This is a genomic window from Streptomyces sp. NPDC018263 (assembly GCF_055562575.1).
In genome coordinates, this window is sequence record NZ_JBVHFA010000007.1 from 178,889 (window position 1) to 202,543 (window position 23,655).

25 protein-coding genes are annotated in these 23,655 nt (G+C 72.5%); 14 read left to right on the top strand and 11 right to left on the bottom strand.

What is annotated here, in order from left to right; all coding sequences use genetic code 11:
* Positions 1–17 precede the first annotated feature (17 nt).
* Together ACZ3HQ_RS21285 and ACZ3HQ_RS21290 are read right to left on the bottom strand one after the other, a co-directional pair.
* The gene (locus ACZ3HQ_RS21285; RefSeq protein WP_467513082.1) at positions 18–1,445 is read right to left on the bottom strand and encodes a sugar porter family MFS transporter; all 1,428 of its coding nucleotides are present in this window, start codon (positions 1,443–1,445) and stop codon (positions 18–20) included.
* Positions 1,442–2,497 (bottom strand): zinc-dependent alcohol dehydrogenase family protein, encoded by a 1,056-nt coding sequence (locus ACZ3HQ_RS21290; RefSeq protein WP_467513083.1) that lies wholly within the window; start codon positions 2,495–2,497, stop codon positions 1,442–1,444. The genes ACZ3HQ_RS21285 and ACZ3HQ_RS21290 overlap by 4 nt, the downstream gene beginning before the upstream one ends.
* A 214-nt stretch (positions 2,498–2,711) precedes the next feature.
* On the opposite strand from ACZ3HQ_RS21290, the gene ACZ3HQ_RS21295 reads away from it, so the two are divergent.
* Positions 2,712–3,743, top strand: a complete 1,032-nt coding sequence (locus tag ACZ3HQ_RS21295; RefSeq protein WP_467513085.1) for a LacI family DNA-binding transcriptional regulator — start codon at positions 2,712–2,714, stop codon at positions 3,741–3,743.
* 49 nt (positions 3,744–3,792) lie between these two features.
* Positions 3,793–4,743 (top strand): carbohydrate kinase family protein, encoded by a 951-nt coding sequence (locus tag ACZ3HQ_RS21300; protein ID WP_467513086.1) that lies wholly within the window; start codon positions 3,793–3,795, stop codon positions 4,741–4,743.
* 143 nt (positions 4,744–4,886) lie between these two features.
* Here the strand turns inward: ACZ3HQ_RS21300 and ACZ3HQ_RS21305 are convergent, their stop codons facing one another.
* On the bottom strand, positions 4,887–5,123 hold the full coding sequence (locus ACZ3HQ_RS21305) for a hypothetical protein (RefSeq protein WP_030803808.1): 237 nt from the start codon (positions 5,121–5,123) through the stop codon (positions 4,887–4,889).
* Positions 5,124–5,279: 156 nt separating this feature from the next.
* A complete protein-coding gene (locus ACZ3HQ_RS21310) occupies positions 5,280–7,895 on the bottom strand; it encodes an excinuclease ABC subunit UvrA (RefSeq protein ID WP_467513088.1) in 2,616 nt (871 codons plus the stop codon).
* A gap of 212 nt (positions 7,896–8,107) precedes the next feature.
* Between ACZ3HQ_RS21310 and ACZ3HQ_RS21315 the strand changes: the two genes are divergently transcribed.
* Entirely contained in the window at positions 8,108–8,653 is a 546-nt protein-coding gene (locus ACZ3HQ_RS21315; RefSeq protein WP_467513090.1) for a pyridoxamine 5'-phosphate oxidase family protein, read from the top strand.
* Between the two features lie 3 nt (positions 8,654–8,656).
* On the opposite strand, the gene ACZ3HQ_RS21320 is transcribed toward ACZ3HQ_RS21315, so the two are convergent.
* Both ACZ3HQ_RS21320 and ACZ3HQ_RS21325 read right to left on the bottom strand, forming a co-directional pair.
* Positions 8,657–9,031, bottom strand: a complete 375-nt coding sequence (locus ACZ3HQ_RS21320) for a hypothetical protein (protein ID WP_467513091.1) — start codon at positions 9,029–9,031, stop codon at positions 8,657–8,659.
* A gap of 17 nt (positions 9,032–9,048) precedes the next feature.
* Complete coding sequence (locus tag ACZ3HQ_RS21325) at positions 9,049–10,719, bottom strand: purine-cytosine permease family protein (protein ID WP_467513093.1); 1,671 nt, start codon at positions 10,717–10,719, stop codon at positions 9,049–9,051.
* A 304-nt stretch (positions 10,720–11,023) separates the two neighbouring features.
* On the opposite strand from ACZ3HQ_RS21325, the gene ACZ3HQ_RS21330 reads away from it, so the two are divergent.
* Positions 11,024–11,218, top strand: coding sequence for a hypothetical protein (locus tag ACZ3HQ_RS21330; protein ID WP_467513095.1), 195 nt, complete (start codon positions 11,024–11,026; stop codon positions 11,216–11,218).
* Between the two features lie 4 nt (positions 11,219–11,222).
* Here the strand turns inward: ACZ3HQ_RS21330 and ACZ3HQ_RS21335 are convergent, their stop codons facing one another.
* Positions 11,223–11,624, bottom strand: coding sequence for a PPOX class F420-dependent oxidoreductase (locus ACZ3HQ_RS21335; RefSeq protein ID WP_467513096.1), 402 nt, complete (start codon positions 11,622–11,624; stop codon positions 11,223–11,225).
* A 122-nt stretch (positions 11,625–11,746) separates the two neighbouring features.
* Here ACZ3HQ_RS21335 and ACZ3HQ_RS21340 point away from each other — a divergent pair, with 122 nt between their 5' ends.
* The 4 genes from ACZ3HQ_RS21340 (at position 11,747) to ACZ3HQ_RS21355 (ending at position 15,338) form a co-directional block, all read left to right on the top strand.
* Positions 11,747–11,974, top strand: coding sequence for a DUF5133 domain-containing protein (locus ACZ3HQ_RS21340; RefSeq protein WP_350906384.1), 228 nt, complete (start codon positions 11,747–11,749; stop codon positions 11,972–11,974).
* 177 nt (positions 11,975–12,151) lie between these two features.
* Positions 12,152–13,825 (top strand): PP2C family protein-serine/threonine phosphatase, encoded by a 1,674-nt coding sequence (locus ACZ3HQ_RS21345; protein WP_467513098.1) that lies wholly within the window; start codon positions 12,152–12,154, stop codon positions 13,823–13,825.
* Positions 13,822–14,922: a cobalamin B12-binding domain-containing protein gene (locus ACZ3HQ_RS21350; protein ID WP_467513099.1), complete on the top strand. Its 1,101-nt coding sequence runs from the start codon at positions 13,822–13,824 to the stop codon at positions 14,920–14,922. The genes ACZ3HQ_RS21345 and ACZ3HQ_RS21350 overlap by 4 nt, the downstream gene beginning before the upstream one ends.
* Positions 14,919–15,338, top strand: a complete 420-nt coding sequence (locus ACZ3HQ_RS21355; RefSeq protein ID WP_467513101.1) for an STAS domain-containing protein — start codon at positions 14,919–14,921, stop codon at positions 15,336–15,338. Before ACZ3HQ_RS21350 ends, ACZ3HQ_RS21355 begins: the two co-directional genes overlap by 4 nt.
* Before the next feature lie 3 nt (positions 15,339–15,341).
* Here ACZ3HQ_RS21355 and ACZ3HQ_RS21360 read toward each other — a convergent pair whose 3' ends face one another.
* The gene (locus ACZ3HQ_RS21360; protein ID WP_467513102.1) at positions 15,342–15,743 is read right to left on the bottom strand and encodes an ATP-binding protein; all 402 of its coding nucleotides are present in this window, start codon (positions 15,741–15,743) and stop codon (positions 15,342–15,344) included.
* 80 nt (positions 15,744–15,823) lie between these two features.
* A complete protein-coding gene (locus ACZ3HQ_RS21365; protein ID WP_467513104.1) occupies positions 15,824–16,165 on the bottom strand; it encodes an STAS domain-containing protein in 342 nt (113 codons plus the stop codon).
* A 231-nt stretch (positions 16,166–16,396) separates the two neighbouring features.
* Here ACZ3HQ_RS21365 and ACZ3HQ_RS21370 point away from each other — a divergent pair, with 231 nt between their 5' ends.
* The 3 genes from ACZ3HQ_RS21370 to ACZ3HQ_RS21380 are packed head-to-tail and all read left to right on the top strand — an operon-like array spanning position 16,397 to position 18,380.
* The gene (locus ACZ3HQ_RS21370) at positions 16,397–16,819 is read left to right on the top strand and encodes an RlpA-like double-psi beta-barrel domain-containing protein (protein ID WP_130335673.1); all 423 of its coding nucleotides are present in this window, start codon (positions 16,397–16,399) and stop codon (positions 16,817–16,819) included.
* An 11-nt stretch (positions 16,820–16,830) separates the two neighbouring features.
* On the top strand, positions 16,831–17,454 hold the full coding sequence (locus ACZ3HQ_RS21375) for a cell wall protein (RefSeq protein WP_467513106.1): 624 nt from the start codon (positions 16,831–16,833) through the stop codon (positions 17,452–17,454).
* Positions 17,455–17,477: 23 nt separating this feature from the next.
* Positions 17,478–18,380: a MauE/DoxX family redox-associated membrane protein gene (locus tag ACZ3HQ_RS21380; protein ID WP_467513107.1), complete on the top strand. Its 903-nt coding sequence runs from the start codon at positions 17,478–17,480 to the stop codon at positions 18,378–18,380.
* Positions 18,381–18,443: 63 nt separating this feature from the next.
* Here the strand turns inward: ACZ3HQ_RS21380 and ACZ3HQ_RS21385 are convergent, their stop codons facing one another.
* Positions 18,444–19,592, bottom strand: a complete 1,149-nt coding sequence (locus ACZ3HQ_RS21385; RefSeq protein WP_467513108.1) for a PP2C family protein-serine/threonine phosphatase — start codon at positions 19,590–19,592, stop codon at positions 18,444–18,446.
* A 161-nt stretch (positions 19,593–19,753) separates the two neighbouring features.
* On the opposite strand from ACZ3HQ_RS21385, the gene ACZ3HQ_RS21390 reads away from it, so the two are divergent.
* Together ACZ3HQ_RS21390 and ACZ3HQ_RS21395 are read left to right on the top strand one after the other, a co-directional pair.
* On the top strand, positions 19,754–20,239 hold the full coding sequence (locus ACZ3HQ_RS21390) for a MarR family winged helix-turn-helix transcriptional regulator (RefSeq protein ID WP_467513109.1): 486 nt from the start codon (positions 19,754–19,756) through the stop codon (positions 20,237–20,239).
* A gap of 245 nt (positions 20,240–20,484) precedes the next feature.
* Positions 20,485–21,993: a cryptochrome/photolyase family protein gene (locus ACZ3HQ_RS21395; protein WP_467513110.1), complete on the top strand. Its 1,509-nt coding sequence runs from the start codon at positions 20,485–20,487 to the stop codon at positions 21,991–21,993.
* Between the two features lie 70 nt (positions 21,994–22,063).
* On the opposite strand, the gene ACZ3HQ_RS21400 is transcribed toward ACZ3HQ_RS21395, so the two are convergent.
* On the bottom strand, positions 22,064–22,636 hold the full coding sequence (locus ACZ3HQ_RS21400; RefSeq protein ID WP_467513112.1) for a Dps family protein: 573 nt from the start codon (positions 22,634–22,636) through the stop codon (positions 22,064–22,066).
* Between the two features lie 190 nt (positions 22,637–22,826).
* On the opposite strand from ACZ3HQ_RS21400, the gene ACZ3HQ_RS21405 reads away from it, so the two are divergent.
* The gene (locus ACZ3HQ_RS21405) at positions 22,827–23,570 is read left to right on the top strand and encodes an alpha/beta family hydrolase (protein WP_467513113.1); all 744 of its coding nucleotides are present in this window, start codon (positions 22,827–22,829) and stop codon (positions 23,568–23,570) included.
* Positions 23,571–23,655 lie beyond the last annotated feature (85 nt).

Sequence of the window (23,655 nt, forward strand, 5' to 3'; positions counted from 1 at the left end):
CCGGGCCCCGGACCCGGTCAGCCCACCGGCACCGTCGAGGGGGCCGGCTCCTGAGCCTCGTCCCCGCGACGCAGCAGGTCCCGTTCGATCTGCTCCAGCGTCCGCCCCCGCGTCTCCGGCAGCAGCTTCTTGACGAAGATGCCGGAGGCGAGGGTCGTCACGGCGAAGATCACGAAGTTGGCGCCTGCGCCCCACGCGTGCAGGAGGGACGGGAAGACCAGCGCCACGGCCATGTTGAACAGCCAGTTGAACACCACACACACGCCCACCGCACCCGCGCGGATACGGGTCGGGAACAGCTCGGGCAGCATCACCCACTGCACCGGGCCCCACGACATGGCGAACGCGGCCACGTACAGGGCGACACCGAAGAGTGTCAGCGGGGCGAGCAGCGAGCCGTCGCCGAGCGGCGTCAGGTTGACCGCGGCCAGTACCACCATGCCGGCGCACATACCGGCAGAGCCCCACAGCAGCAGGGGCCGGCGTCCCCTGCGGTCGATCAGACGCATCGCCGGGAGGGTCATCAGCATGTTGACGACGCCGATGCCGACGTTGGCGAGGATCGCGCCGTTGTCGCCGAAACCGATGCTGGTCAGCAGCGTCGGGGCGTAGTAGATGATCGTGTTGATGCCGCCGAAGTTCTGGAAGAACACCAGCAGCAGACCGACGACCAGCATGGGCCGCAGCCGGGGCGAGAGCAGGTCGCGCAGCGTCAGGCGCCGCGTCTCGGCGCGCTCCTCCTCCAGCGTCCGCTCGATGTCGAGCAGCTCGCTGCGGGCCGCCTCGCCGTCACCGCGCAGGCGGGTCAGCACCTCGCGGGCGTCGTCCCGGCGGCCCCGTCCCACCAGCCAGCGCGGGCTCTCCGGCTGGGTGAGGATGCCGAGGGCGAGGACCGCGGCGGGGAGCACGCCGAGCCCGATCATCCAGCGCCAGGCTTGCGCCGGGGCCAGGGCGTAGTCGGTGAGGTAGGCCAGGAAGATGCCCACGGTCACCAGGAGCTGCATGAGCGAGGCGAGTCCGCCGCGCACCTCCACCGGCGCCAGCTCGGTCAGGTAGAGCGGCACGACGACCGAGGCGATACCGACCCCCACGCCGATCAGCACCCGCGCCCCGATCAGCAGCGACGCCTCGGAAGAGAAAGCCGCGCCGAACGTGCCCACGATGAAGACGAGCGCGGCGCCCAGGATCAGGCGGCGCCTGCCCCACGCGTCGGAGAGCTTTCCGGCCAGCCCGGCGCCCGCCATCGCGCCCACCAGCAGGCCCGAGACGACCAGGCCCTCCAGCAGCGGCGACAGCGCGATGTCCCGGCGGATGAACAGCATCGCACCGGAGATCACCCCCGTGTCGTACCCCCACAGGATGCCGCCGAGGGCGCCGAACACCCAGATCAGGGCGTTCCGCAGCCGTGGGCGCCGCTTCGGCGCCGCCTCCGGCGGGGCGCTCACGACGCCGCGTCCGCGACCGTGGCCGCCGCCGAGCGGATCGCCGCGGTGCGCGGGTCGTCGGCCTGCGGGGCGAGGTGGATCTTCTGTCCGGCGCCGGCGCGGAAGAGGGTGACGGCGTCGTCGAAGTTCTCCAGCGGCAGCACGTCGCTGACCAGCGGGTCGAGGTCCAGGCCGCCCGCGAGGATCTCCACGGCGGGCTGGAAACCGTTGTGCACCGCCATCGAGCCGATGATGTCGATCTCGCGGTTGTAGACCATGAAGGGCGAGAAGGTGGCCCGCCGGGCCGGGTCGGCGACGCCGAACTGGAGGAACGTGCCGCCCTTGCGGACCCGGCCGAGACCGTCCTCGATGGCCGCGATGACACCGGTGGCGTCGATGACGACCTCGAAACCGTGCTCCCTGCCCAGCTCGTCGGCGTTCGCGGCCGTGGCGTCGGCGCCCATGCGCCGGGCCAGCTCCAGCCGGCGGACGTTGGGGTCGACCACGGACACGGAAGCGGCGCCCGCGTTGCCGACCAGGGCCGCCATCATCAGGCCCATGGTCCCGGCGCCGTAGACCAGGTAGTGCTCACCGGGCCGCCGGGGGAGCCGGCTCAGGCCGTGGACGGCGCAGGACAGCGGCTCGACCAGTCCGGCCGCCGCCTCGGACAGACCCTCGGGCAGGACGTGGCAGCGGGCGGCGGGGACGGCCACGTACTCGGCGAAGCCGCCGTTGCGGGTCACGCCGACCGCCGTGTAGTGCTCGCAGAGGTTGCCCCGGCCGATCCGGCAGTAATGGCAAGCCCCGCAAGGGGTGTTGGGGTCGACGGCGACCCGCCGGCCGACGGCCGGGAAGAGCACGTCCTTGCCCGCCTCCACCACGACACCCGTCAGCTCGTGGCCGGGGATCAGCGGATAGGGCACCGACGGCAGCTCGCCGCCCAGGATGTGCATGTCCGTCCCGCACAGGCCGCACGAGCTGACGCGGACGACCACCTCCGAGGGACCGGGACTCGGATCGGGTATGACGGCAAGCTCGGCGCTTCCCGGCTGGGTGACCACGACAGCGCGCATGGCGCCTCCTCACAACAGCGTGCGGACGGATGTCCGAAGACGCCGCGAAACCTAATCCGCGCGTAAGCGTTTGCGCAAACGCTTACGTGTGACTTTTGATAGGTCATTGGCATCTCATGGACGGACGAGCCGGCCTCCCCCCGGTCTGCTCGGCCCCGGCCGGCTCCGGCGCGGGCGGGCGAACACGCGGCACGGGGCACACGAAGGAGAACCGATGCGGACGATGGCGGACGTGGCGAGACACGCGGGTGTCTCGGTGGCCACGGTCTCCCACGTGCTCAACGCCACACGCCCGGTCCGGCCGGCCACGCGGGACGCGGTGCTGCGTGCCATCGACGAGCTGGGCTACGTCCACAACACCCTGGCCCGGTCGCTGGTCACCTCCCGCACCCACTCGGTGGGCCTCGCCGTCTCGGCGATCAGCAACCCGTACTTCACCGAGATCCTCCAGGGGGTCGAGGCGGAGGCCCTCGCCACCGGCTACGGCCTCCTCATCGCCGACCCGCACGACGACCCCGCGCACGAGCTGAGCGTGGTCCGCATGCTCCACGAGCGCCGGGTGGACGGCGTGATCGTCGCCCCCTCCGCCGAACCGTCCGCGCTCCTCGCCTACCTGGAGCGCGCCGACGTCCCGGCGGTCTTCCTGGACCGCCTCGTCGACGAGGCCGAGCGACCCGCGTACGACCAGGTCTGCGCCGACGGCGTCGCGCCCGTACGGGAGTTGGTGGACCACCTCGCCGGGCTCGGGCACCGCCGGATCGCCATGGTGGCCGGACTCGCCGGACTGAGCACCACCAGCGAACGTGTCGAGGGCTACCGCCGGGGACTCGACGCGGCCGGCCTGCCCTTCGACCCCGCCCTGCTCGCCCACGGCTACTCCGCCTCCGAGGGCGCCCGCCACGCCACCGAGCGCCTGCTCGCCTCGCCCGCGCGTCCCACCGCCGTCATCGCGGCCAACAACGCGATGACCATCGGCGCGCTCCAGGCCCTCCGCGACGCGGACCTGCGCATCCCGGAGGACATCGCGCTCGTCAGCTTCGACGACTTCGAGTGGGCCGACCTCTTCTCGCCCAGCCTCACCGCCGTACGCCAGCCCAGCCGCGAGCTCGGCAGGCTGGCGCTGCGCCTGCTCCTGGAGCGGATCGACGCGCCCGACCGCCCCACGCGGACCGTCCGGCTGCCCTGCACCCTCGTCCACCGCACGTCCTGCGGCTGCCCGCCGGACGCCGTCGGCCTCCCCGGCTGATGTCCGCTTCGCCCCGCCGCGCCCCGGCGCACCGAAAGGAAACCGCACAGTGATCGTCGTCGCCGGTGAGGCCCTCATCGACCTCGTGCCCGCCCCCGTCGCCACCGACCCGGCGCCCGCCCTGCCCCCGCTCCTCCCGCAGCGCGGCGGCGGACCGTACAACGCGGCCGTCGCGCTCGGCCGCCTCGGCTCCCCGACGGCGTTCTGCTCACGCGTGTCCACCGACGCCTTCGGCGCCGCCCTGCTGTCGGGGCTGCGGGACGCCGGAGTCGACACGGCACTGGTCCAGCGGGGTCCCGAGCCCACCACGCTTGCCGTCGCCGACGTGGGCAGCGACGGCTCGGCCGGCTACGGCTTCTACACCGAGGGCACCGCCGACCGGCTGTTCGCCCTCCCGCCCGCGCTGCCGGACGGCGTCACCGCCCTCTCCGTCGGCACCTGCTCGCTGGTGCTGGAGCCCGGCGCGAGCGCGTACGAGGCGCTGCTGCGGCGGGAGTCGGGGAACGGGGTCTTCACCGCCCTCGATCCCAACATCCGGGCCGGTCTGATCGCGGACGCCGACGCCTACCGGGAGCGGTTCCTGTCCTGGCTGCCCCACGTGGCCCTGCTGAAGCTGTCGGTGGAGGACGCCATGTGGCTCGCGGACACGGGTGGCGACGAGGATCTCGACGGCCACCTGTCGGCGTGGCTGGAGCATGGGCCGGCGGCGATCGTGCTCACGCGGGGCGGCGACGGACTGAGCGTGTGGAGCCGGGGCGCCGGCCGGGTGAGCGTGCCGGGTACGCCGGTCACGGTGGTCGACACCATCGGGGCGGGCGACACGGTCAACGCGGCGCTGCTGCACCGGCTGCGCGAGATCGACGCGTTGAGCCACGCGGCCGTCGCGGGACTGGACGCGCAGGTCTGGCGCGACGTGCTCGGCTTCGCCGCCCGTGCCGCGGCCCTGACCTGTTCCCGTGCCGGCGCCGAACCGCCCTACGCCTGGGAGCTTTCGGCCTGAACAGGGCTGCGGCCACGCGCAGTTGAGCGCCGCCAGGAGAAGCAGCGACGTCAGCTCGCCGTCGTCGGCATGTCCGTACGACGAGATGGACGCCGCGTGACGGGCGGCGTCCATCTTTTCATCGGCTTCGGGCGTCAGCGGCGTCAGTGGCCCTTGCGCCTGCGGTCCTGTTCGAGGTCGCTGCCGGCCACGGACCGGTCGTCCTCGGAGATGTTCTGGTCGTCCAGAAGCTGGCCCGCCTCGGAGCCGACACGCTTGCTCGTGTGGTGGCCGCGCTCGGTGTCCGACAGGGCGCTGGCGGCGACCGAGCGCTCTTCCGGCGTGGCGTTCGGGTCGCTCATGATGCGTGCGGCCTCTGATGCGTCCATCTTGCCCGTCATGATCGCTCACCTTCCGTGTCGGGGAGCGTCCTGCCCGCACCCCTCGGTTCGCAGCCCCACGGGCACGTGTCGGCGCTCGCGCGGCTACGGCCGTATCCATGCTACCGATATTCATCGGATATGCCGACAAATGTGGACAGGCTGCAACCGTGCAGGTCAGCGGGCTGACAGGCGGCGCGCCAGGTGGTCGGCGGTGGGGCTGCCGCCCGCTCGGGCCACGTCCCGCGGGGGGCCCTCGGCGACGATGCGGCCGCCCTCGTCCCCCGCGCCCGGACCGAGGTCCACGACCCAGTCGGCGGCGGCGACCGTGCGCAGGTCGTGCTCCACCACGACGACCGTGTTCCCGGCGTCGACCAGACGCTGCAACTGCCCGATCAGCAGGTCCACGTCGGCCGGGTGCAGACCCGTGGTCGGCTCGTCCAGCAGGTACAGACTGTGGCCGCGCGGCGCCCGGTGCAGCTCGCTCACCAGCTTGATCCGCTGGGCCTCGCCGCCGGAGAGGGTCGTGGCGCTCTGACCCAGCGTCAAGTAGCCGAGGCCGATGTCGGAGAGCAGCCTGAGGACGCGGGCGGCCGGCTGCACGTCGGCGAGGAACTCGTGCGCCTCCTCCACGCTCATCGCCAGCACGTCCGCGATGGTCCTGTCGCGGTAACGCACCATCAGGGTGCCGGGGTTGTAGCGGGCCCCCTCGCAGACCGGGCAGGGGGAGGTCTCCGTGGGCAGGAAGAGGAGTTCGATGCTCACGACCCCGTCGCCCAGGCAGTGCGGGCAGCGGCCCTGGGCCACGTTGAACGAGAACCGGCTCGCGGTGTAGCCGAGTTCGCGCGCGGTCGGCTGGGCGGCGAACAGCTTGCGGACGCTGTCGAAGAGACCGGTGTAGGTGGCGAGGTTCGAGCGCGGGGTGCGGCCGATGGGCTTCTGGTCCACGACCACCAGCCGGTCGATGTGCTCAAGTCCCGTACTGGAGCGCACCGTCACCCGGTCCTCCGCCAGGTCCCAGACCGGCACCCCGGCCTCCTCCTCGTCGGCGGTCTCCACCGAGGCCGGGTTGCGGGCGATGTCCTCGGCGGTCTCGTCGGCGTGCAGATGGTCGCGGACCGTCTCCGCGAGGGCGCGCCGGACCAGGGTCGACTTGCCTGAGCCGGAGACGCCGGTGACGGCGGTGAGTGTGCCGAGCGGGAAACCGGCGTCCAGATCACGGAGGTTGTGCCCCGTGACCCCCTCCAGGCGCAGCCATCCCGCCGGCCGGCGCGGCTCCTTCGGCCCCGGCACGGTGGGCGCGTCCAGCGGGAGGTACCGGGCGGTCACCGACTCCGGTGCCTCGCTCAGCCCTTCGGCGGTCCCGTTGTAGAGGACCTGGCCGCCGTGCCGTCCGGCGCCCGGCCCCATGTCCACGATCCAGTCCGCGGCGGCGAGCACCTGTGCGTTGTGCTCCACCACGAAGACGCTGTTCCCGGCGCCCCGGAGCCGTCGCAGCGCGGTGAGCAGCAGCTCCGTGTCGGCGGCGTGCAGCCCGGCCGAGGGCTCGTCCAGCACGTACAGCACCCCGAACAGGCCGCTGCGGAGCTGGGTGGCCATGTGCAGCCGTTGCAGCTCGCCGCTGGAGAGGGTGGAGGTCGCGCGGCCGGTGGCGAGGTAGCCGAGGCCCAGGTCGGTCAGTGTGGCGAGCTGATCCTTCAGGCTGCCGATCAGGGCATGCGCGGCCTGCCTGCGCTCGGCGGGCAGGGCCAGGGTGTCGGGGTGGTCGCGGGCCGACTCCAGGAAGGCCGCGAGCCGGCTCAGCGGCATCGAGGTGGCGACGGAGATGTCCTCCCCGGCGATCGTCACCGCCAGCGCCGCCGGGTTGAGCCGCTTGCCGTGGCAGGTCGGGCAGATCTCCTCGGCCATGAACGAGGCGGCCTTCGCCCGCAGGTGCGCCGCCTTGGAGGTGGCGAATGTGTGCATCACCCACTTGCGGGGGCTCATGTATGTGCCCTGGTACGAGCGCTGCACCCGGTGCGCGTCACGGACCGGGTGCACGGTGACCGTCGGCTGCTCGTCCGTGGTCAGCAGCCACTCGCGCCGGGCGGCGGGCAGCTCGCGGAAGGGCACGTCGATGTCGATGCCCAGCTCGGCCAGGATGTCCCGGTAGTTCTTCCCCTGCCAGGCGCCCGGCCAGGCCGCGATGGCGCCCTCCCGGATACTCAGGGAGTCGTCGCCCACGAGCTTGCTCTCGTCGACGCTGTGCAGCCGCCCCAGGCCGGAGCAGGTGGGACAGGCGCCCACCGCCGTGTTCGGCGAGAAGCTGTCCGAGTCCAGCGGCGCGGCGTCGCGGGGGAACGTTCCGGCGAGATCCTCCGGGGTGCGTCCGGCCGGGTAGGTGCCGGCCCGGGAGTACAGCATCCGCAGCACGTTGGAGACCCGGCTGACGGTGCCCACCGTCGAGCGGGTGCTGCCGGCGCTGTGCTGCTGGCGCAGCGCCACGGCCGGCGGCAGACCGGTGATCGAGCCGACCCTGGGGGCCGCGCCCTGGTCGATCAGCCGCCTGGCGTACGGGGCGACGGACTCCAGATAGCGCTGCTGGGCCTCGGCGTAGATGGTGGCGAACGCGAGCGACGATTTGCCGGAACCCGACACTCCGGTGAAGGCCACGACCTGGTCACGTGGTACGTCCACATCGACATGCCGCAGATTGTGTTCGTCGGCACCACGGACCCTGATCAGCCCGTCCTGACCGGTGTCCTGTGGTGCGGCAGGCGATGGCGCGGGCGTCTGTCGTGGGGGTGGAGCCATGGGCAAAACCTAGCCTGACCGGCTGGTCCGTGCCGCGAGCGCCTGGTGATCGGGTGATGCCGTCATGTGTCCGCGGGAATGGGAGCTGGGTCTTGGTCTGGTCGCGGGAAAGCTGGCCCTGAGTCAGGATTTCTCGGGGGCCGGCGCCAGGTGCGCGGGGTGGCGACCAACACCGGCTGCACCTCGTACCCCGGCAGACGAAAGGAGCCCCCATGCCCGCACCCGAGCCCACCACCGACTTCGACCCCCGCTACAGCTCCGCCATCCATCCCCGCCCCGGCGCCGAGGACGCCACGCCCACCCCTTGGCCCGAGGCCGAGCGGCACTTGGAGGAAGCGGAGATCTTCTGGCTCTCCACCGTCCGCCCCGACGGCAGGCTGCACGTCACGCCCGTCATCGCCGCCTGGCACGACGGGGTGCTGTACTTCTCCACCGGGCCGGAGGAGCAGAAGGCGAGGAATCTCGCGCGGGACGCGCACTGCGCGCTGACCACCGGGCGGAACTCCCTCACCGAGGGACTCGATCTCGTCGTCGAGGGGAAGGCCGAGCAGGTCACCGATCCGGCCACGGTGGAGGAGGTGATCGCCGCGTACGAGGACAAGTACGGGGCGCACATCACCTCGCCCGAGGGCACCTTCCACGGGATCTCCGACGCGTTCCGGACCGGTCGGGCCGTGGTGTTCGCGGTGGAGCCCGACACGGCGTACGGATTCGGGCGGGAGGGCGGGGTGTTCACCCACACACGGTGGGTGTTCTGAGCGTCAGGCGAGGCGGTCGAGCCACTCCCCGAGGAGTTGCCGCTCCGCCCCGCTGAGGACGGTCTGCTCGGGCAGGGCGGCGCGCAGGGCGCGGGCCGCTCCTGCCGGGCCGGTGTCCCGTACCGCCGGCTCCGGGTCGGTGACGGCGTTGGTCATGGCGTCCCGGAGGGTGCTCAGCAGGGCGGGGTTGCGGGTCTCCTCGGGGAGGGACAGCCAGGTCAGGGCGGCACCCCGCGCCGTGGCGTGGATGATCTGCACCGCGAGGTCCTCGTCCACCCGGAGCCAGCCGCCGAGCGCGAGCCGGTGCACCCGCTCCTTCAGCATCCGCATCCCGGCCCGGAAGGCCGCCGAGCTGGCCCGGCTGGGCTCGCTGTACATCAGGGCGTACAGCGAGCCTAGGCGGGCAACTCGGCTGACGCGGGCAGCACATGGTCGCCGACCCGGTCCGTGCTCAGGCAGAGCGAGCAGACCACGGCGTCGTGGGTGGCGCACGCGGTCACGTCGGGCCGCTCGTACGCCTGGTGGCAGACATGGCAGTCGTACGCCGTGCCGCTCGGGTTGCCGTCCGCGTCCAGGAGCGGTTCCGCGATGCCGTCGTCGGTGCGCCGCAGGTAGTACCGGCCCCTGGTCGCCACGGCCGTCAGCGGGGTGAGCGCGAAGGCGATGACGGCGGCGGCGACGGGGGAGTACGGCTGGAGGGTGTCGCCGAAGGCGTGGAAGTACATCGCGATGGACAGCCCGGACGCGGCGACGAAGGACACCACGCCCACCGGGTTGACCGGGTGCAGCATGCCCCGGCGGAACTCCGGCGCGTGCGGGGAGAGTTTCAGCAGGTACTTGTTGACGCCGATGTCGGTGGCCACGGTGACGACCCACGCGATGGCGCAGTTGGAGTAGAAGCCCAGGATGCCGCCCAGGAAGCTGAACATGTCGGCCTCCATCAGGGCGAGCGCGAAGCCCAGGTTGACCAGCACGAAGACCATGCGGCCGGGATAGCGACCGGTGAGCCGGGTGAAGGAGTTGGTCCAGGCGAGCGAGCCGGAGTAGGCGTTCGTGACGTTGATCTTGATCTGGCTGATCACCACGAGCACCACGGCCAGCGGCACCACCAGCCAGGAGGGCAGCATCGCGTCGAAGGCGCCCTTGAACTGCTGGATGGGCTCGGGGGCTACGGACGGGCCGGCCGAGGCCAGGATGTAGACGGCGAGGAAGACACCGATCGCCTGCTTCAGCGCGCCGAGCAGCACCCAGCCGGGGCCGGCCATCACCACGGCCGTCCACCAACGGCGCTTGTTCGCCTGGGTCTTGGGCGGCATGAAGCGCAGGTAGTCGATCTGCTCGCCGATCTGCGCGATGAGGGAGAGGCAGACGCCGGCGCCCAGGAGTACGGAGGCGGTGTTCACGCCGCCGTCGCCGTCGGTGCCCGCGTAGGAGAGGAAGCGGTCGACCGTGCCCGGATCGGTGACGACCAGGTACACCAGCGGCCCCACCATCAGTACCAGCCACACCGGTGTCGTCCACACCTGGAGCTTGCTCAGCGCCTTCATGCCGTAGACCACCAGCGGGATCACCATCAGTGTGGAGACCAAGTAGCCCAGCCACAGCGGGAGTCCGAGGCCGAGCCGGAGGCCCTGGGCCATGATCGAGCCTTCGAGCGCGAAGAAGATGAAGGTGAAGCTGGCGAAGATGACGCTGGTCAGGACCGAGCCGTAGTAGCCGAAGCCCGAGCCGCGCGTGATCAGGTCCAGGTCGATGTTGTAGCGGGCGCCGTAGTAGGCGAGCGGGAAGCCGGTGACGAAGATGACCACGGCGGCCACCGCGATCGCCACCAGCGCGTTGCCGGTGCCGTGGGCCAGACCGATGCCGGCGCCGATCGAGAAGTCGGCCATGTACGCGATGCCGCCGAGCGCCGTGGTGGCCACCACCATCGGGGTCCAGCGGCGGTAACTCCGTGGTGCGTAGCGGAGGGTGTAGTCCTCCAGCGTCTCCTTGGTCGCCTGGCTCGCGGCCGGTGCCGCCGGGCCGTCAGCCGTCTCTGCCGTCGGTCGTGACTCTGTCGCGCTCATGCCACGCCTCTCTCCGTACGGGTACCGGGGGAGACCCCCGTCCGGCAGCGCTGCGGGACGGAGGTCGGCGGGCCAGGCTACGAAGCGCTTGTTTCCCTGAAGTCCCGCCCGAGGTGAACGGCCCGTTACGCGGGAGCGGCCCGGCTCAGCTCGGCGACCAGCGCGCGTCCCGCCCGTCCCCGCTCCTGGCGGAATGCCGCGACGGAGGCACCGGAAAGGCACCGCACCTTCACAGGGGCCCCCGCTGTGCGGACGCGCGGGGGGGCATCCGTACAGAGCTGTCTGCCGGGGAGGAGCCCCCACCGTGGCCATCGTCGCAATTCTGCTGCTGCCGGTCGTGACCCTGCTGCTGTACGGGATGGACCGTACCGAGGACTGGCTGGCACGGGCGCCGAAACCGCCCCGCCATGCCCGGGGCCGCCATCTGCGCCTGATCCACGGCGGCCGGCGGCAGACGGCGGCCCCGGCCGCACCCGAAGCCGAGACCGAGGCCGCGTAGACCCTCAGCCGCGCGGACTGCTGATCCGCTCCGGCTCGATGACATAGATCACGCGCACCTGGTCCCGGCCGCCGAACCACGGGTAGGGACCGCCCAGGTACTTCTGCGCGAGCGCCTCGATGTGATCGACCGCACCCTCGGTGGTCACCCGCGTCACCCGGCCGCGGATCTGCGTGTACGACGACGGGTCGGCCGGGTCGGAGACGGCGACCGCCACCCGCGGGTCCCGGGCGATGTTCCTCGTCTTCTGGTGGGACTCCACGCTGTTGATCAGGACGTGCTCACCATCGGTGTCCACCCAGGTCTGGGTGAGCTGGGGCGAGCCGTCGGGCATCGTCGTGGCGATGTAGCAGGTGCTGGCACGGCGCAGCAGCGCCACCAGATCGTCGCCGAGGGGTACGGGCACGGGGAGATCTCCGGAAGGTCGCGGGGTGATCGGGTGAAGACACGCAGGTGTGTCCGAGGGGGCTCAGGGTAACCGGGTCGCTGTAGGACCCATGTGATAGCTGGTCAGAGGGAGAACCCGAGATGCTGATGGCCCACCCCGCCGTGCTTCAGAACCTGATCGAGCAGTACGACGCGCTGCGCATCCTGCACGCCCAGGAGGGCAGCGCCGAAGTCCGGCAGCGGATGGACGACATCGCCTACACCCTGTGCGTCGCCACCGGCACCCGCCACATCGACGCGGCGCTGATCGCCGCCCGCCACCGGCTGCCCGGCGCACGCCCGCAGGACGACTCCCTCCTGCCTGCCTGAACTCCCCCCGCGCGCAGGGGAGTCGGCCGATCGAGAGGTCGATTTGGCCGAGTGTGGTGAATATGTGTGGAAATCTGTCGGGCGTTGCACGTGGCCGGTGGATGCGAGACCGTTGTCATCGGTAAACGTTCTCGAACCGCAGAAAGGTGGTGGAGCGCACGCTTCGCGCTCCCGACTGTGATCTCTTCTCCGGGTACACCCGAAAGTCCGCACGCCGCCGGCACCGCCGTGGCCACGGCGTGGGACGACGCCCCCTGCCCCGTCCTGGTGGTCGACGCCGACGGGACAGTGGCCGAGGCCAACGAGGCGGCACGGCGCCTGATTCCGCTCGCCGCGGGTGACCGCGTCGCGACGGCCGTGCCGTCCTGGCTCGCCGACGCGGACCGTGCGCTGCGCTCCTGCGGCACTCCGGCCGAGGCGGTGACGGGCGACGTGGCCGGCCGCAGCTTCGAGGCGTATCCCTCGCTCTGCGACGACGGCACCGTGGTGTGGTGGCTGCTGGAGGACACCGACCGCCGCCTCGCCGAGCGGGCTCTGCGCGGCGAACGGGAGCGTGCCGCCCTGCTCGCCGAGGTCTCCGGCGCCCTGCTCTCCTCGCTGAACGTCGAGCGGTGCATGACGGTCACCGCGCGGATGGCCGCGGGCCACCTCGCCGACGCCGCGATCATCGTCGCCCCCGCCCAGGGGCGCCGTCATCCGCTGACGTACGCGCGGGCGGGCGGCGAGGTCACCCAGACCATGCTCCCGATCGACCCGCGCTCGGTCGCCGGGCTCGCGGAGGCCCTCCAGGGCTTCCCGCCGGTCCCGGCCCGCTGGATCGACCCCGCGGAGCTGCCGGACTGGGCGGTGCCCGAGGACTTCGACGGCCCGATCGGGTCGGTCATAGTCACCCCGTTGCCGGGCCACGGCGTCCCCGCGGGCGTACTGATCCTGCTGCGCTCCAGCACCCATCAGGCGTTCACGGAGGGAGAGGAGGTCTTCGCCCGGCTCTTCGCCGCGCGCGCCGGGGTGGCGCTCTCGGCGGCGCGGCTGTACGCCGAGCAGCGGTCGATCACCTCCACCCTGATGCGCGAGCTGCTGCCGCCGCGACTGGAGCGCGTGCACGGCGTGGAGTATGCCGGCGCCTACCGGGCGGCACGCGATCACGAGCACGTGGGCGGCGACTTCTACGACGTCCACCCCGGCGCCGACGCCGAGAAGGAGACGTTCGTCGTCCTCGGCGACGTGGCGGGCAAGGGGCTGGAGGCCGCCGTGCTGACCGGCAAGATCCGCAGCGTCCTGCACGCGCTGCTGCCGCTGTCCGGGGACCACCAGCAGGTGCTCTCCCTGCTCAACGGTGCACTGCTCAACTCCCACCACACCCGGTTCGCCACCCTGGTGCTGGCTTCCGTCACCCGCCGGTCCGGCCAGGTCCGGCTCCGGCTGACCAGCGCCGGCCATCTGCCGCCGCTGATCATCAGAAGCGACGGCCGGGTGGAGGAGGCCCCGACGCAGGGGCAGCTCGTCGGCGCGATGCCCGACGTCACCGCGCGCAGCGCCCATGTGTCGCTGGCGCCGGGGGAGACCTGCCTGCTCTACACGGACGGGATCACCGAAGCCTCCGGCGGCCCGCTGGGCGACCAGTTCTTCGGCGAGGAGCGGCTGCGGGCGGCTCTCGGCCCGTGTGCCCGGATGCCCGCGGAAGCGGTGGTGGAGCGGGTGCAGATGCTCGCGACGCAGTGGCTGGGCGGGGGCCGTCACGACGACATGGCCAGCCTCGCCATCACCAACCCGGCCGGCGGTCACGGCGCCCTGCACTCCGTCGACGGCCACCACGGCACCAGGGCCCGGCGCACGGCGGTCCGCCGATGACCACGGACACGGGCACGGCCGTGGAGGAGCGGGCGGAACTGTCGGAGCGGCTGTGGGCCGCCGTGATCGCCAAGGACGAGTCGGCCGCCGTACGCGAGGTCTTCGCGGCGGCCGACGCGGGAGCGGACCGGGAGAACCTGCTGCTGGAGGTGCTCGGCGGGGTCCAGCGCCGGGTCGGCACCGAATGGGCCGCCGACCGGATCAGCGTCGCCGAGGAGCACGCGGCCACCGCGATCATCGACCGGGTCATCGCCGCCCTCGCCCACCGGGTCCCGGCCCCGGCCGGCGCCCCGGCCCGGCCCCGGATCACGGTCGCCTGCGTGGACGGTGAATGGCATGCGCTGCCCGCCCGGCTGCTCGCCGAGGTGCTCACCGGGCGCGGCTGGCAGGTGGACTTCCTCGGCGCCCACACCAGCACCCCCCATCTGATCGCGCACCTGCACGCGACCAATCCGGAGGCCACGCTGCTCTCGGCCTCGCTGCCGCTGCACCTGCCGAACGCGCACATCGCGGTGACGGCCGTGCAGTCCGTCGGCATCCCCGTCATGGTCGGCGGGGCGGCCTTCGGCCAGGACGGCCGCTACGCCCGCCTGATCGGCGCCGACGCCTGGGCTCCCGACGCCCGCGCCGCCGCCGGCCTGCTGGCCGACGGCCTGGTACGCCCCGCGCCGACCGCCAGGCAGCAGGTCGACGACCTGCCGCACCTCGCGGACCAGGAGTACACCCTGATCAAGGGCAACCGGTCCGCCCTCGTCCGGCAGTCCCTCGCGGCCCTGGACGAACGCTGGCCCGGCATGCGCGCGTACACCGAGGCGCAGCGCGAGCGCACCGCCGAGGACCTCGCGCACATCGTGGACTTCCTGTCCACCGCCCTCTACGTGGACGACGCGGAGCTGTTCACCGGCTTCATCACGTGGACCGCGGAGATCCTCCAGGCCCGCCGCGTGCCCCCGCACAGCCTGCGGACCGGGCTGGACATCCTGGCGGGGGAGCTGCGCGACTTCCCCCGCGCCCTCGGCTTCCTGAAGGAGGCCACCGGTGCCCTCCCCGCGCCGCCCGCCACCCGACCCCGTCCCGGCCCAGGAAAGACCGCATGACCCTCCACCAGCCCGTCGGCTTCTCCGTCACGGTCGAGGCCGTGGACCCGCCCGCGATACGCCTGACGCTCCATGGCGTCCTCGACTTCGAGTCCGGGGACGAGTTCCTCGACGTGGTGAGCCGGACACTGGACGCGCATGCCGTGGAGCACGGCCCGGTCCTGCGGGAGCTGCACATCAACTGCGCGGGCCTGCGCCTGCTCGACTCCAGCGGGCTGGCCGCCCTGCTGACGCTGCGGCGCCGGACCCATCCGGCGGGCGTCACCCTGCACCTGCGGCACAGGCCGGTGCAGTTGACCCGGATGCTGGCGCTCACCGGCACCGCCGAGTACCTCACCGCCCGCGCGGACGGCACCGCGGAGACCGTCGCGCCGGGCGGGGAACTCGCCGGCGAGGCCGAGTCGACCTCGTCCTGAGCCTCAGCGCTCCGGGGCCGGCCGCTCCGCGGGCCGACCGGTGGGCAGCTTCCACCATGCGGTGATCGTCTTGCCCCGCGCGGTGGGTGCGACGGCCGTGTGGTCGCTGAGCTTCTCCACCAGCCCCAGTCCCAGACCCCCTCGGCCGTCCAGGGGCGGGTTGGGGCGCGGGGACGGCAGCTCGGGGCTGTCGTCGGTGATCTCCAGGATGAGCTGGCCCTCCTCCAGTCTGAGGACGAGCGACCAGGTGCCGTCGGGGGTGTGCCGGACGGCGTTGGTGACCAGCTCGCTCACGACGATCTGCACCGCCTCCGTGTCCGCGCCGGGACAGTGTGCGTCCAGGTACGCCGCCGCGAGCCGGCGCGCGTCGGCCGGTGACGATGCCTGGGAGTGTGCGGTGAACATGAGCCCCTTTCGCGCGGGCGTGCTTTCCCTGCGCGTGCCCCCGCCCGGACGGTGCACGCCGGTGAGCGGGACGGAGCCGCTCACGGCCGTGCCTGACGCGGCAGCGTGGACAGGGCGGCGCGCGCCGACTCCAGGTCGGGATGCGAGGGCAGCACTTGGTCCGCTCCGGTGAGTTCGAGCAGGCGCCGTACGGTCCGGTCACCGCCGAAGATGCCGACGCTCCGGCGCCGCGCCGTACGCAGCAGATGGTTGAGCAGGGACGAGTCGCAGAAGCCGACTTCGCGCAGGTCGAACACGAGCGGCCCGGTCCAGCGGACCAGGGCGTCCTCGGTGGCGTCCTCGACCGTGTCCAGTTCCTCGGGGTCGAGATGCCCGCGCAGGCCGATGACCCACAGCTCTCCGTCGGCTCGCGAGTACGCCACCGCCGGGGGGATCACTTCCTCAAACGTCTGACCGCGGTTCACCATGAGGCCATGGTGCCGTACGGGGTCCACCGCGACACAGTCCAGGGGGTTTTCGGCCGGGACACCTCACGCTGAGAGGTCGCGCACGTGCTCTATGCAACCCGCGTAGACGCGCGCATCATAAAAGCGCTCCAGCGCTCCACCCCATCTCAGGTTTGTCATGTACCTGCAATCAGGGAGGACTGCACGATGGCTTGCGGATCGACCAGCCTCTGGGCCGGTGAGACCAGTTGGTTCTGCTGCGGCAACTCATGGGGGCCCTGCGGCAGCGCCGGCGGCGGCGCCTGCGGCAACTGCCAGTCCAGCGCGCACCACGGCGCCTGGCCCAACGCCTCGGCGGCGTGCTTCAGCATCACCCGCCCCGACCTCTGCGGCGAGAACATCCCCCGGCGCGGCTGCGGTTCGGTGATGAACGTCCGCCACCAGTGCTCCGGCGCCACGGTGTGCATCACCATCACCGACTGCGGCCCCCGCACCAAGGACTGGTGCGGCGAGGCGACCTGCTGCAACGGCGCGTGCCGCACCAACCGCGTGCTCGACCTGACTCCGGCCGCCTTCTCGGCGATCGGCAACCTCAGCTCCGGCAAGCTCCCCGTCTACATCTACGAGTGAGGAGGCCCGACATGAACGCACGGAACACCGCGGGAGTGCCGTCCGAGGGGATGCGCCGCCGCCGCTTCCTCACCACCGCCGCGCTCGGCGGCGCGACCATCGTAGGCGCCAGCGCGCTCGGCGGACTGGACGCCGACGCGGCCTTCGCCGCCGAGCCGTCGCTGGACCCGGCCATCGCCAAGTCCTCCTTCGTGGAGGGGAGAATCACCGGCATCACCGGCAGCGTGCTGGAGGTGGCCGGCTCCAGCGGCGGCCACGCACGGGTGCAGATGACCAACGTCACCAGCGTGTGGAAGGTACGCCCCACCACCGCCGAGGTCATCGAGGTCGGCGACGGACTCTACGCGCGCGGGGTCCCCATGCCCGACGGCACGGTGGCCGCCGACGCGGTCTGGGTGAACATCGTCAACCTCGACACCACGATCCGGGGCATCGCCAGGAACCGCGTCCACCTCGCCCACGGGCAGCACGAGGTCGTCGGCAACATCCTCACCGACACCGGCGCCTCCTACGCCGGGCGCGGACTGACCTCCGACCTGTCCCGGCTGCGCATCGGGCAGAGCGCCCAAGTGCTGGGCGCCTGGCGGCCGTCCGACGACTCCGTGGACGTCGTCCGTATCTCCGTCGGGCACTGAACCGGACGTTGGGAGAGGCGCAGATGCTGTCACTGACCACGGGACTCCTCCCGCTCCTCCTCGCCGGGCTGCTCGCCTGGACCGGCGCGGCCAAGGCCCTCGGCGGACACGTCGTCCGTACGGCGCCGAAGACCGCGCTGGCCCGCCTGCTCAGCAGCAGCGAGCGGGCCGTCCTGGTGCTGCGGGCCACCGGGTGGGCCGAACTGCTGCTGGCCGGGGCCTTGTCGGCGCTACCCGGCAGTGCGCTGCCGGGGGCGGCCACCGCCGTCCTCGGCGCCGGGTTCCTCGGCTATCTCGGCTACGGCCGGGCGCGGGCCCCGCAGGCGTCCTGCGGCTGTTCGGCGAGCGAGGACACGCCGGTCACCTGGCGGGCCTTCGCCCGCGCCGCGCTCGTCCTGGCGGGCGGGCTCACGGCGGCGGTGGAGCGCCGCACCTGGTGGGGCGCGCTCGGGGACCGGCCGGTGGCCTCGGCCGTACTGCTGGCCGCGGGCGCGCTGGTGCTGTTCGCCCTCTCGGCGGACCTCGACCGGTGGCTGCTGCTGCCGCTGCGCCGCACCCGGCTGCGCGTGTTCGGCCACCCGCTCACCGGCCGGACCGGGGCACGGCAGGTCCCGGTGGCCGCCAGCGTCGAACTGCTGGAGAACTCCCTGGCCTGGCACACCACCTCACCCGTGGTGCGCTCGGCCCTGCTGGACCACTGGGAGAGCGACGGCTGGCGCATCCTGCACTACTCCGGCGTCCACGGTGAGGGCGAGGCGGCCCGCCCGGTGGCGGTCCTGTTCGCCCTGGACGCCACCGCCGGCCGCGACACGCCCGGCGACCCGGTGATCCGCGTCAGTTACGTCGACGCGGACACGGGGGCGCCGGTGGCCGCCGAGGAGCTGCGCACGGCCCCGGCCCGCCGCTCGCTGCGCCTCGTGGAATAGCGGACGGCCCGGTGCGGGCGCCGTGCGAACACGGCGTCCGCACCGGGCCGGTGCGCGGTGCTCTCAGCGGCCGTGCCAGTCCAGGCACACCACCAGCGCGTCGTCGTCCGGTGCCGGGGTGCCCCGGTGCTCGGCCAGCTCGCGCAGCACCGCTCCGGGCACCTCCGAGGCCGGGAGCAGCCGGGTCGCCTGGATGGCCCGCGTCAGCGCCGCGTCCCCGTACGGCTCGCCCTTGGACGAGGCGACCGTGTACACGCCGTCGCTGACGAAGACCAGCCGGTCCCCGGGCTCCACCTGGAGGTCCTGGGTCACGTAGTCGGTCTCCTCGAACATGCCGAGCGGCAACTGCGCCTCGAAGGAGATCCGCTCCACGGCGCCGCCGCGCAGCCGGAGCATCCGCGGGCACCCCGCGTCCACCACCCGGGTGCGGCCGGTGGCGAGGTCGAAGTCCAGCATCAGCACCGACAGGTAGCGGTGTCCCCGGTACTGGGCGTACACCGCCTGGTCGGCCAGGGCCGCCTGGTCGGCGAGCGGGATGCCGGCCCGGCGCGCGTTGCGCAGCGCGTTGACCGCGAGGTTGGTGAGCAGCGCGGCCTCTATGCCCTCGCCCATGCCGTTGGAGACGTACAGGGTGAGCCGGTCCGCGGTGGACGACCAGTCGTAGTTGTCGCCGTGCATGGCGTACGCCGGTTCGAGCTGGGCGCCGAGTTCGAACTCGGGCAGGGAGCAGGAGTGGCCGGGCAGGAGCTGCCACTGCATCTCGGCGGCCAGGGTGAGCCGGTCCTGCCGCCGGGCCTGGAGGTACAGGTCGGTCTCGCGGTCGGCGACCAGCACCTCGTGTCCCAGCACCTGGGCGATCTCGGCCAGTTCGGGCAGTGCCGCGCGGCTGTCCTCGGTGTCGGGCAGGGTCACCGTGAGCACGCCCAGCCGGTCACCGTGCACGGTGACGGGCAACTGGACCCGGACCCGGTGGTCGGCGAGGTTCTCCACGAAGGGCTCCTGTGCGCCGAAGGCACGGCCCGCGGGGCCGTTGCGCAGGGAGACCGGGGGCAGCGCGTGCGGCGGCGTGGTGACCGGCTGGAGCATGGTGAGGCCGTAGTCGGCCAGGAGGAACTCCACGGTCTCGGCCGCGTAGAGCCCGGCCAGCTCCCGGCGGACGGTGTCGGCCAAGGCGTAGGGGGGCGCCGTGCGCAGTGCCCGCTCGACAGCCATGAATCTGTTCACGATCGTAGGTATGCCAATCTCTCACCCGTAAGAACGCTACGCCCGCCCCGCGATGGGCCGAGTGGTGGACGTATCGTGCCGTCTTCTTGGATATTCCGGACCGTCTTGCCTGCTAGTAGGCTGTGGGTCGTCCCCGTACCTGCGAGAGTGTGACCGTGACGAACTTCCACCCCCGCCCAGAACCCGTCGAAGTCGCGCGCGTGACCTCGACGGCCGCGGAACTGCTGGAAGTGCTCTGGGGGCGGGCCTCGACGGCTCCCGCCTCGGCGTCCCAGTTGCGCGTACTGCTCATTCTGGAACACCAGGAGGGCATCAACCTGCGGACTCTCGCGGACCATCTCGCCTCCACCCCGCCCTCCACCAGCCGCCTGTGCGACCGGCTCCAGGCCGCCGGGTTCGTCGAGCGCGAGCTGAGCCGCACCGACCGGCGCGAGGTACGCCTGTACCTCAGCAGCCGGGGCCGCGCCTTCCTGACGGACCTGCGCGCCCGGCGCGAGGAGACGCTGCGCTCGGTGCTGGAGCGGATGTCGTCCGGGGACCGCAGCGCCCTGCTCACCGGCCTCGAGGCGTTCTGCGCGGTGGCGTCGGAGCAGATACACGGGTACGACGAGTCACCCGGCACCCGGACCGCCTGAGCGAGCCGGGCCGCAGCCGCCCGGGCTGCCGTGGATCGTGGCCGGTGAGCGGCGAACGGAGCGGCCTCCGCCGACCGGAACATCCCAGATCCTTCCCCTCCTGCGATGACACCGGATACTTTCTTGCCTCATGGTCATAGTTGTCAAACGGCAAGTGTTTCACGCGATGGTCATGAGATCGACGCCACACGGATACCCCCCCACCTGCGCGGTCCGCCGCATCCAGCACTGATCGAGGAGCGGCCGTGACGACCGACCCGCACTGGCTGTTCGGAGACCAGCTCGGCCCCCACTTCCTCACCCCCGGCCCGGACGGGCCCGACCGGGACGCCCCCGTGGTGCTGATCGAGGCGCGCTCCGTCTTCCGCCGCCGCCGCTTCCACCGCGCCAAGGCCCACCTGATCCTCTCCGCGATGCGCCACCGGGCCGCCGAACTCGGTGACCGCGGCCGCCACGTCCGCGCCGAGACCTACCGCGAGGGCCTGCGCGAGGCCGTCGGCGCCGGCCGCGTCACCGTCCACCACCCCACCTCGCGCGCCGCCCTCGGCCTCGTCCGCTCGCTGGAGCGGGTGCGCGTGCTGCCCGCCCGCGGCTTCCTCTTCCCCCAGGACACCTTCCGCGCCTGGGCCGACGGACGCGGCGGACACCGGCTGCGCCAGGAGGACTTCTACCACTGGGTACGCCGTGAGCTGGACCTCCTCATGGACGGCGGCGAACCGGCCGGCGGCCGCTGGAACCACGACCACGACAACCGCGAACCCCCGCCCAGGGGCGCCCGCACCCTCGGCGCGCCGAAGCCCTACCGGCCCCGCGAGGACGAGATCGACGACGAGGTGCGGGCCGACCTCGACCGCTGGGAGCGCGAGGAGGGCATCACCTTCGTCGGCCGCGACGGCCCGCGCCGCTTCCCCGCCACCCGCCGCGAGGCGCTGGCCGCGCTGCGCCGCTTCACCGCGCACCGGCTCGCCGGGTTCGGCCCGCACGAGGACGCCATGCTCGCCGCCGACCCGGTGATGAGCCACAGCCTCCTCTCCTCCTCCCTCAACCTCGGTCTGCTCGACCCGGCCGAGGTCGTCACCGCCGCCGAGGACGCCTGGCGCGCCGGCGAGGCGCCCATCGCCAGCACCGAGGGGTTCGTCCGGCAGGTCGCGGGCTGGCGGGAGTACGTGTGGCAGCTCTACTGGTACTTCGGCGAGGACTACCGCGGCCGCAACGCCCTCGGGGCCCGCACCCCGCTGCCCGACTGGTTCCTCGAACTCGACGCCGACGCCGTCACCGCCCGCTGTCTGTCCACCGCGCTGGCCCAGGTGCGGGACACCGGCTGGACCCACCACATCCCGCGCCTGATGCTGCTCGGCAGCCACGCGCTCCAGCGGGGCTGGGAGCCGCGCGCGGTCACCGACTGGTTCCACCGCTGCTTCGTCGACGGCTACGACTGGGTGATGCTGCCCAACGTCGTCGGCATGTCCCAGTACGCCGACGGCGGCCGGATGACCACCAAGCCGTACACCTCCGGCGGGGCCTACATCCACAAGATGAGCGACTTCTGTGGTGGCTGCGCCTACAAGCCCGGTGACCGCACGGGGGAACGGGCCTGCCCGTACACCACCGGCTACTGGGCCTTCGTGCACCGCCACCGCGACCTGCTCGCCGCCAACAACCGCACCTCGCGCGCCGTACAGGGCCTGGACCGGCTCGGGGACGTGGAGGAGGTGCTGCGCACCGCGCGCGAGCTGGGCGACTCGCCGCCCTGACCAGGGACGGAAACGCCGCGCGCCGCCGCCCGCGAGGGGCGGCGGCGCGGCGCGTCTGTGTACCGGGGGCTCAGCTCACCTCGGCGCCCTTGGCGGCCGCCTCCTTCTCGGAGTGCACGTCGTCCGTGGCGAGCGTGCCGCGCGCGCTCTCCAGATGGGCCCGCACGAACCACTGGAACTGCTCCAGGTCGCGGAGCTGCTCGATCAGCAGGTCCTCGGTGGCGGGGTCGATCTCGCCCGCCTCCTTGACCGCGGCCCGTACGCCCTCGATCACACCGGTGTAGACCACGTCGAGCGCGGCGAGGTGCGCGATGGCGTCGCCCCGGCCGATGGAGTAGTCGTCCCAGGTGCGCTCGGCCACCAGGGAACCCGGCGTGCCCTGGGCGACACCGCCGAGGGCGGCGGTCCGCTCGGCCACGTCGTCGGCCATGTCACGGACCCGGTCGACCTGCGGGTCGATCATCTCGTGCACGGCGATGAAGTGCGGTCCGACGACGTTCCAGTGCACGTGCTTCAGCGTGAGGTGAAGGTCGTTGAGCGCGTGCAGACGGAGGCGGAGCAGACCGATGAGCTTGCCGGCCGCCTCGCGTTCGAGGCCCGGAACGGTGTACTTCGGGGTCAGATCCTTGGTCTGGCTGGTCATGATTCACCTCTGTCATCACGGTGAGAAGTCCTTGCCTGAGCACATGTGCCCCGGTCCGACCCTCTCAGACGTGCTTTCGTCCCGCCCGCCGCAGTAGGCGGAACGGTCCCGTCCGACCAAACCGCACACCGGGCGGCTACGGATTCCACGTGACGATCCCGTACGACCGCCCGAAGGGAAGGCGCCCCCGTTGAGAGTCCACAGCGACGGCCCGGACGAGAGCACGCACCAGCACGGCGGGGACGGCGCGGAGAGCCCCGAGGCCGCGCTGGTCGTCCGCTACGCGCCCAAGTCCCCGAAGGCCGCGGTGCTCACCCTGCACGGCGGCCGGGCCGAGGACGTCTCCGCCACCCGGCCCTGGCACCTCGCCGCGCTGCGCATGCGCCCCGTGCTGCGCGCCGTCGCCACCGGGCTGCCGGCGGACGGCATCGTGCTCGGCGAGGTGCGCTACCGGCACCGGGGCTGGAACGGCGGGGCCGCCGCCGACGACGTGCTGCGCGCCCTCGGCGAACTCAAGGACAGGTTCGGCCCGTTGCCGGTCGTGCTGGTCGGCCACTCCATGGGCGGCCGGGCCGCCCTGCACGCGGCCGCCCACCCGGCCGTGCGCGGCGTGCTGGCGCTCGCGCCCTGGCTGCCCGCCGCCGAACCCGCCGTCCACCTGCGCGGACAGCGGGTGGTGGTGCTGCACGGCGACGCCGACCGGATCACCGGCGCGGACGACTCCGTGAACTTCGTACTGCGGGCCCGCACGGCCGGCGCGCACGCCGGGATGGTCATGATCACCGGGGCGGAACACGCCATGCTGCGCCGGCTGACCACCTGGCACCGGCTCGCCACCGAGATCGTGGCCGACCTGCTGCGCGACCATCCCGCGAAGGAGGGGACGCTCGCCGAGGCCACCGCGCCGGGCGCACCGGCGTTCCTGCGCGTCTGACCCCTTCCGCCTCCTCCCGCGCGGCCTTCGGCGCCCGTCGACATGTCCCGCTTGTCCCCGTATCGATCCCCGCACTGTGTGCACT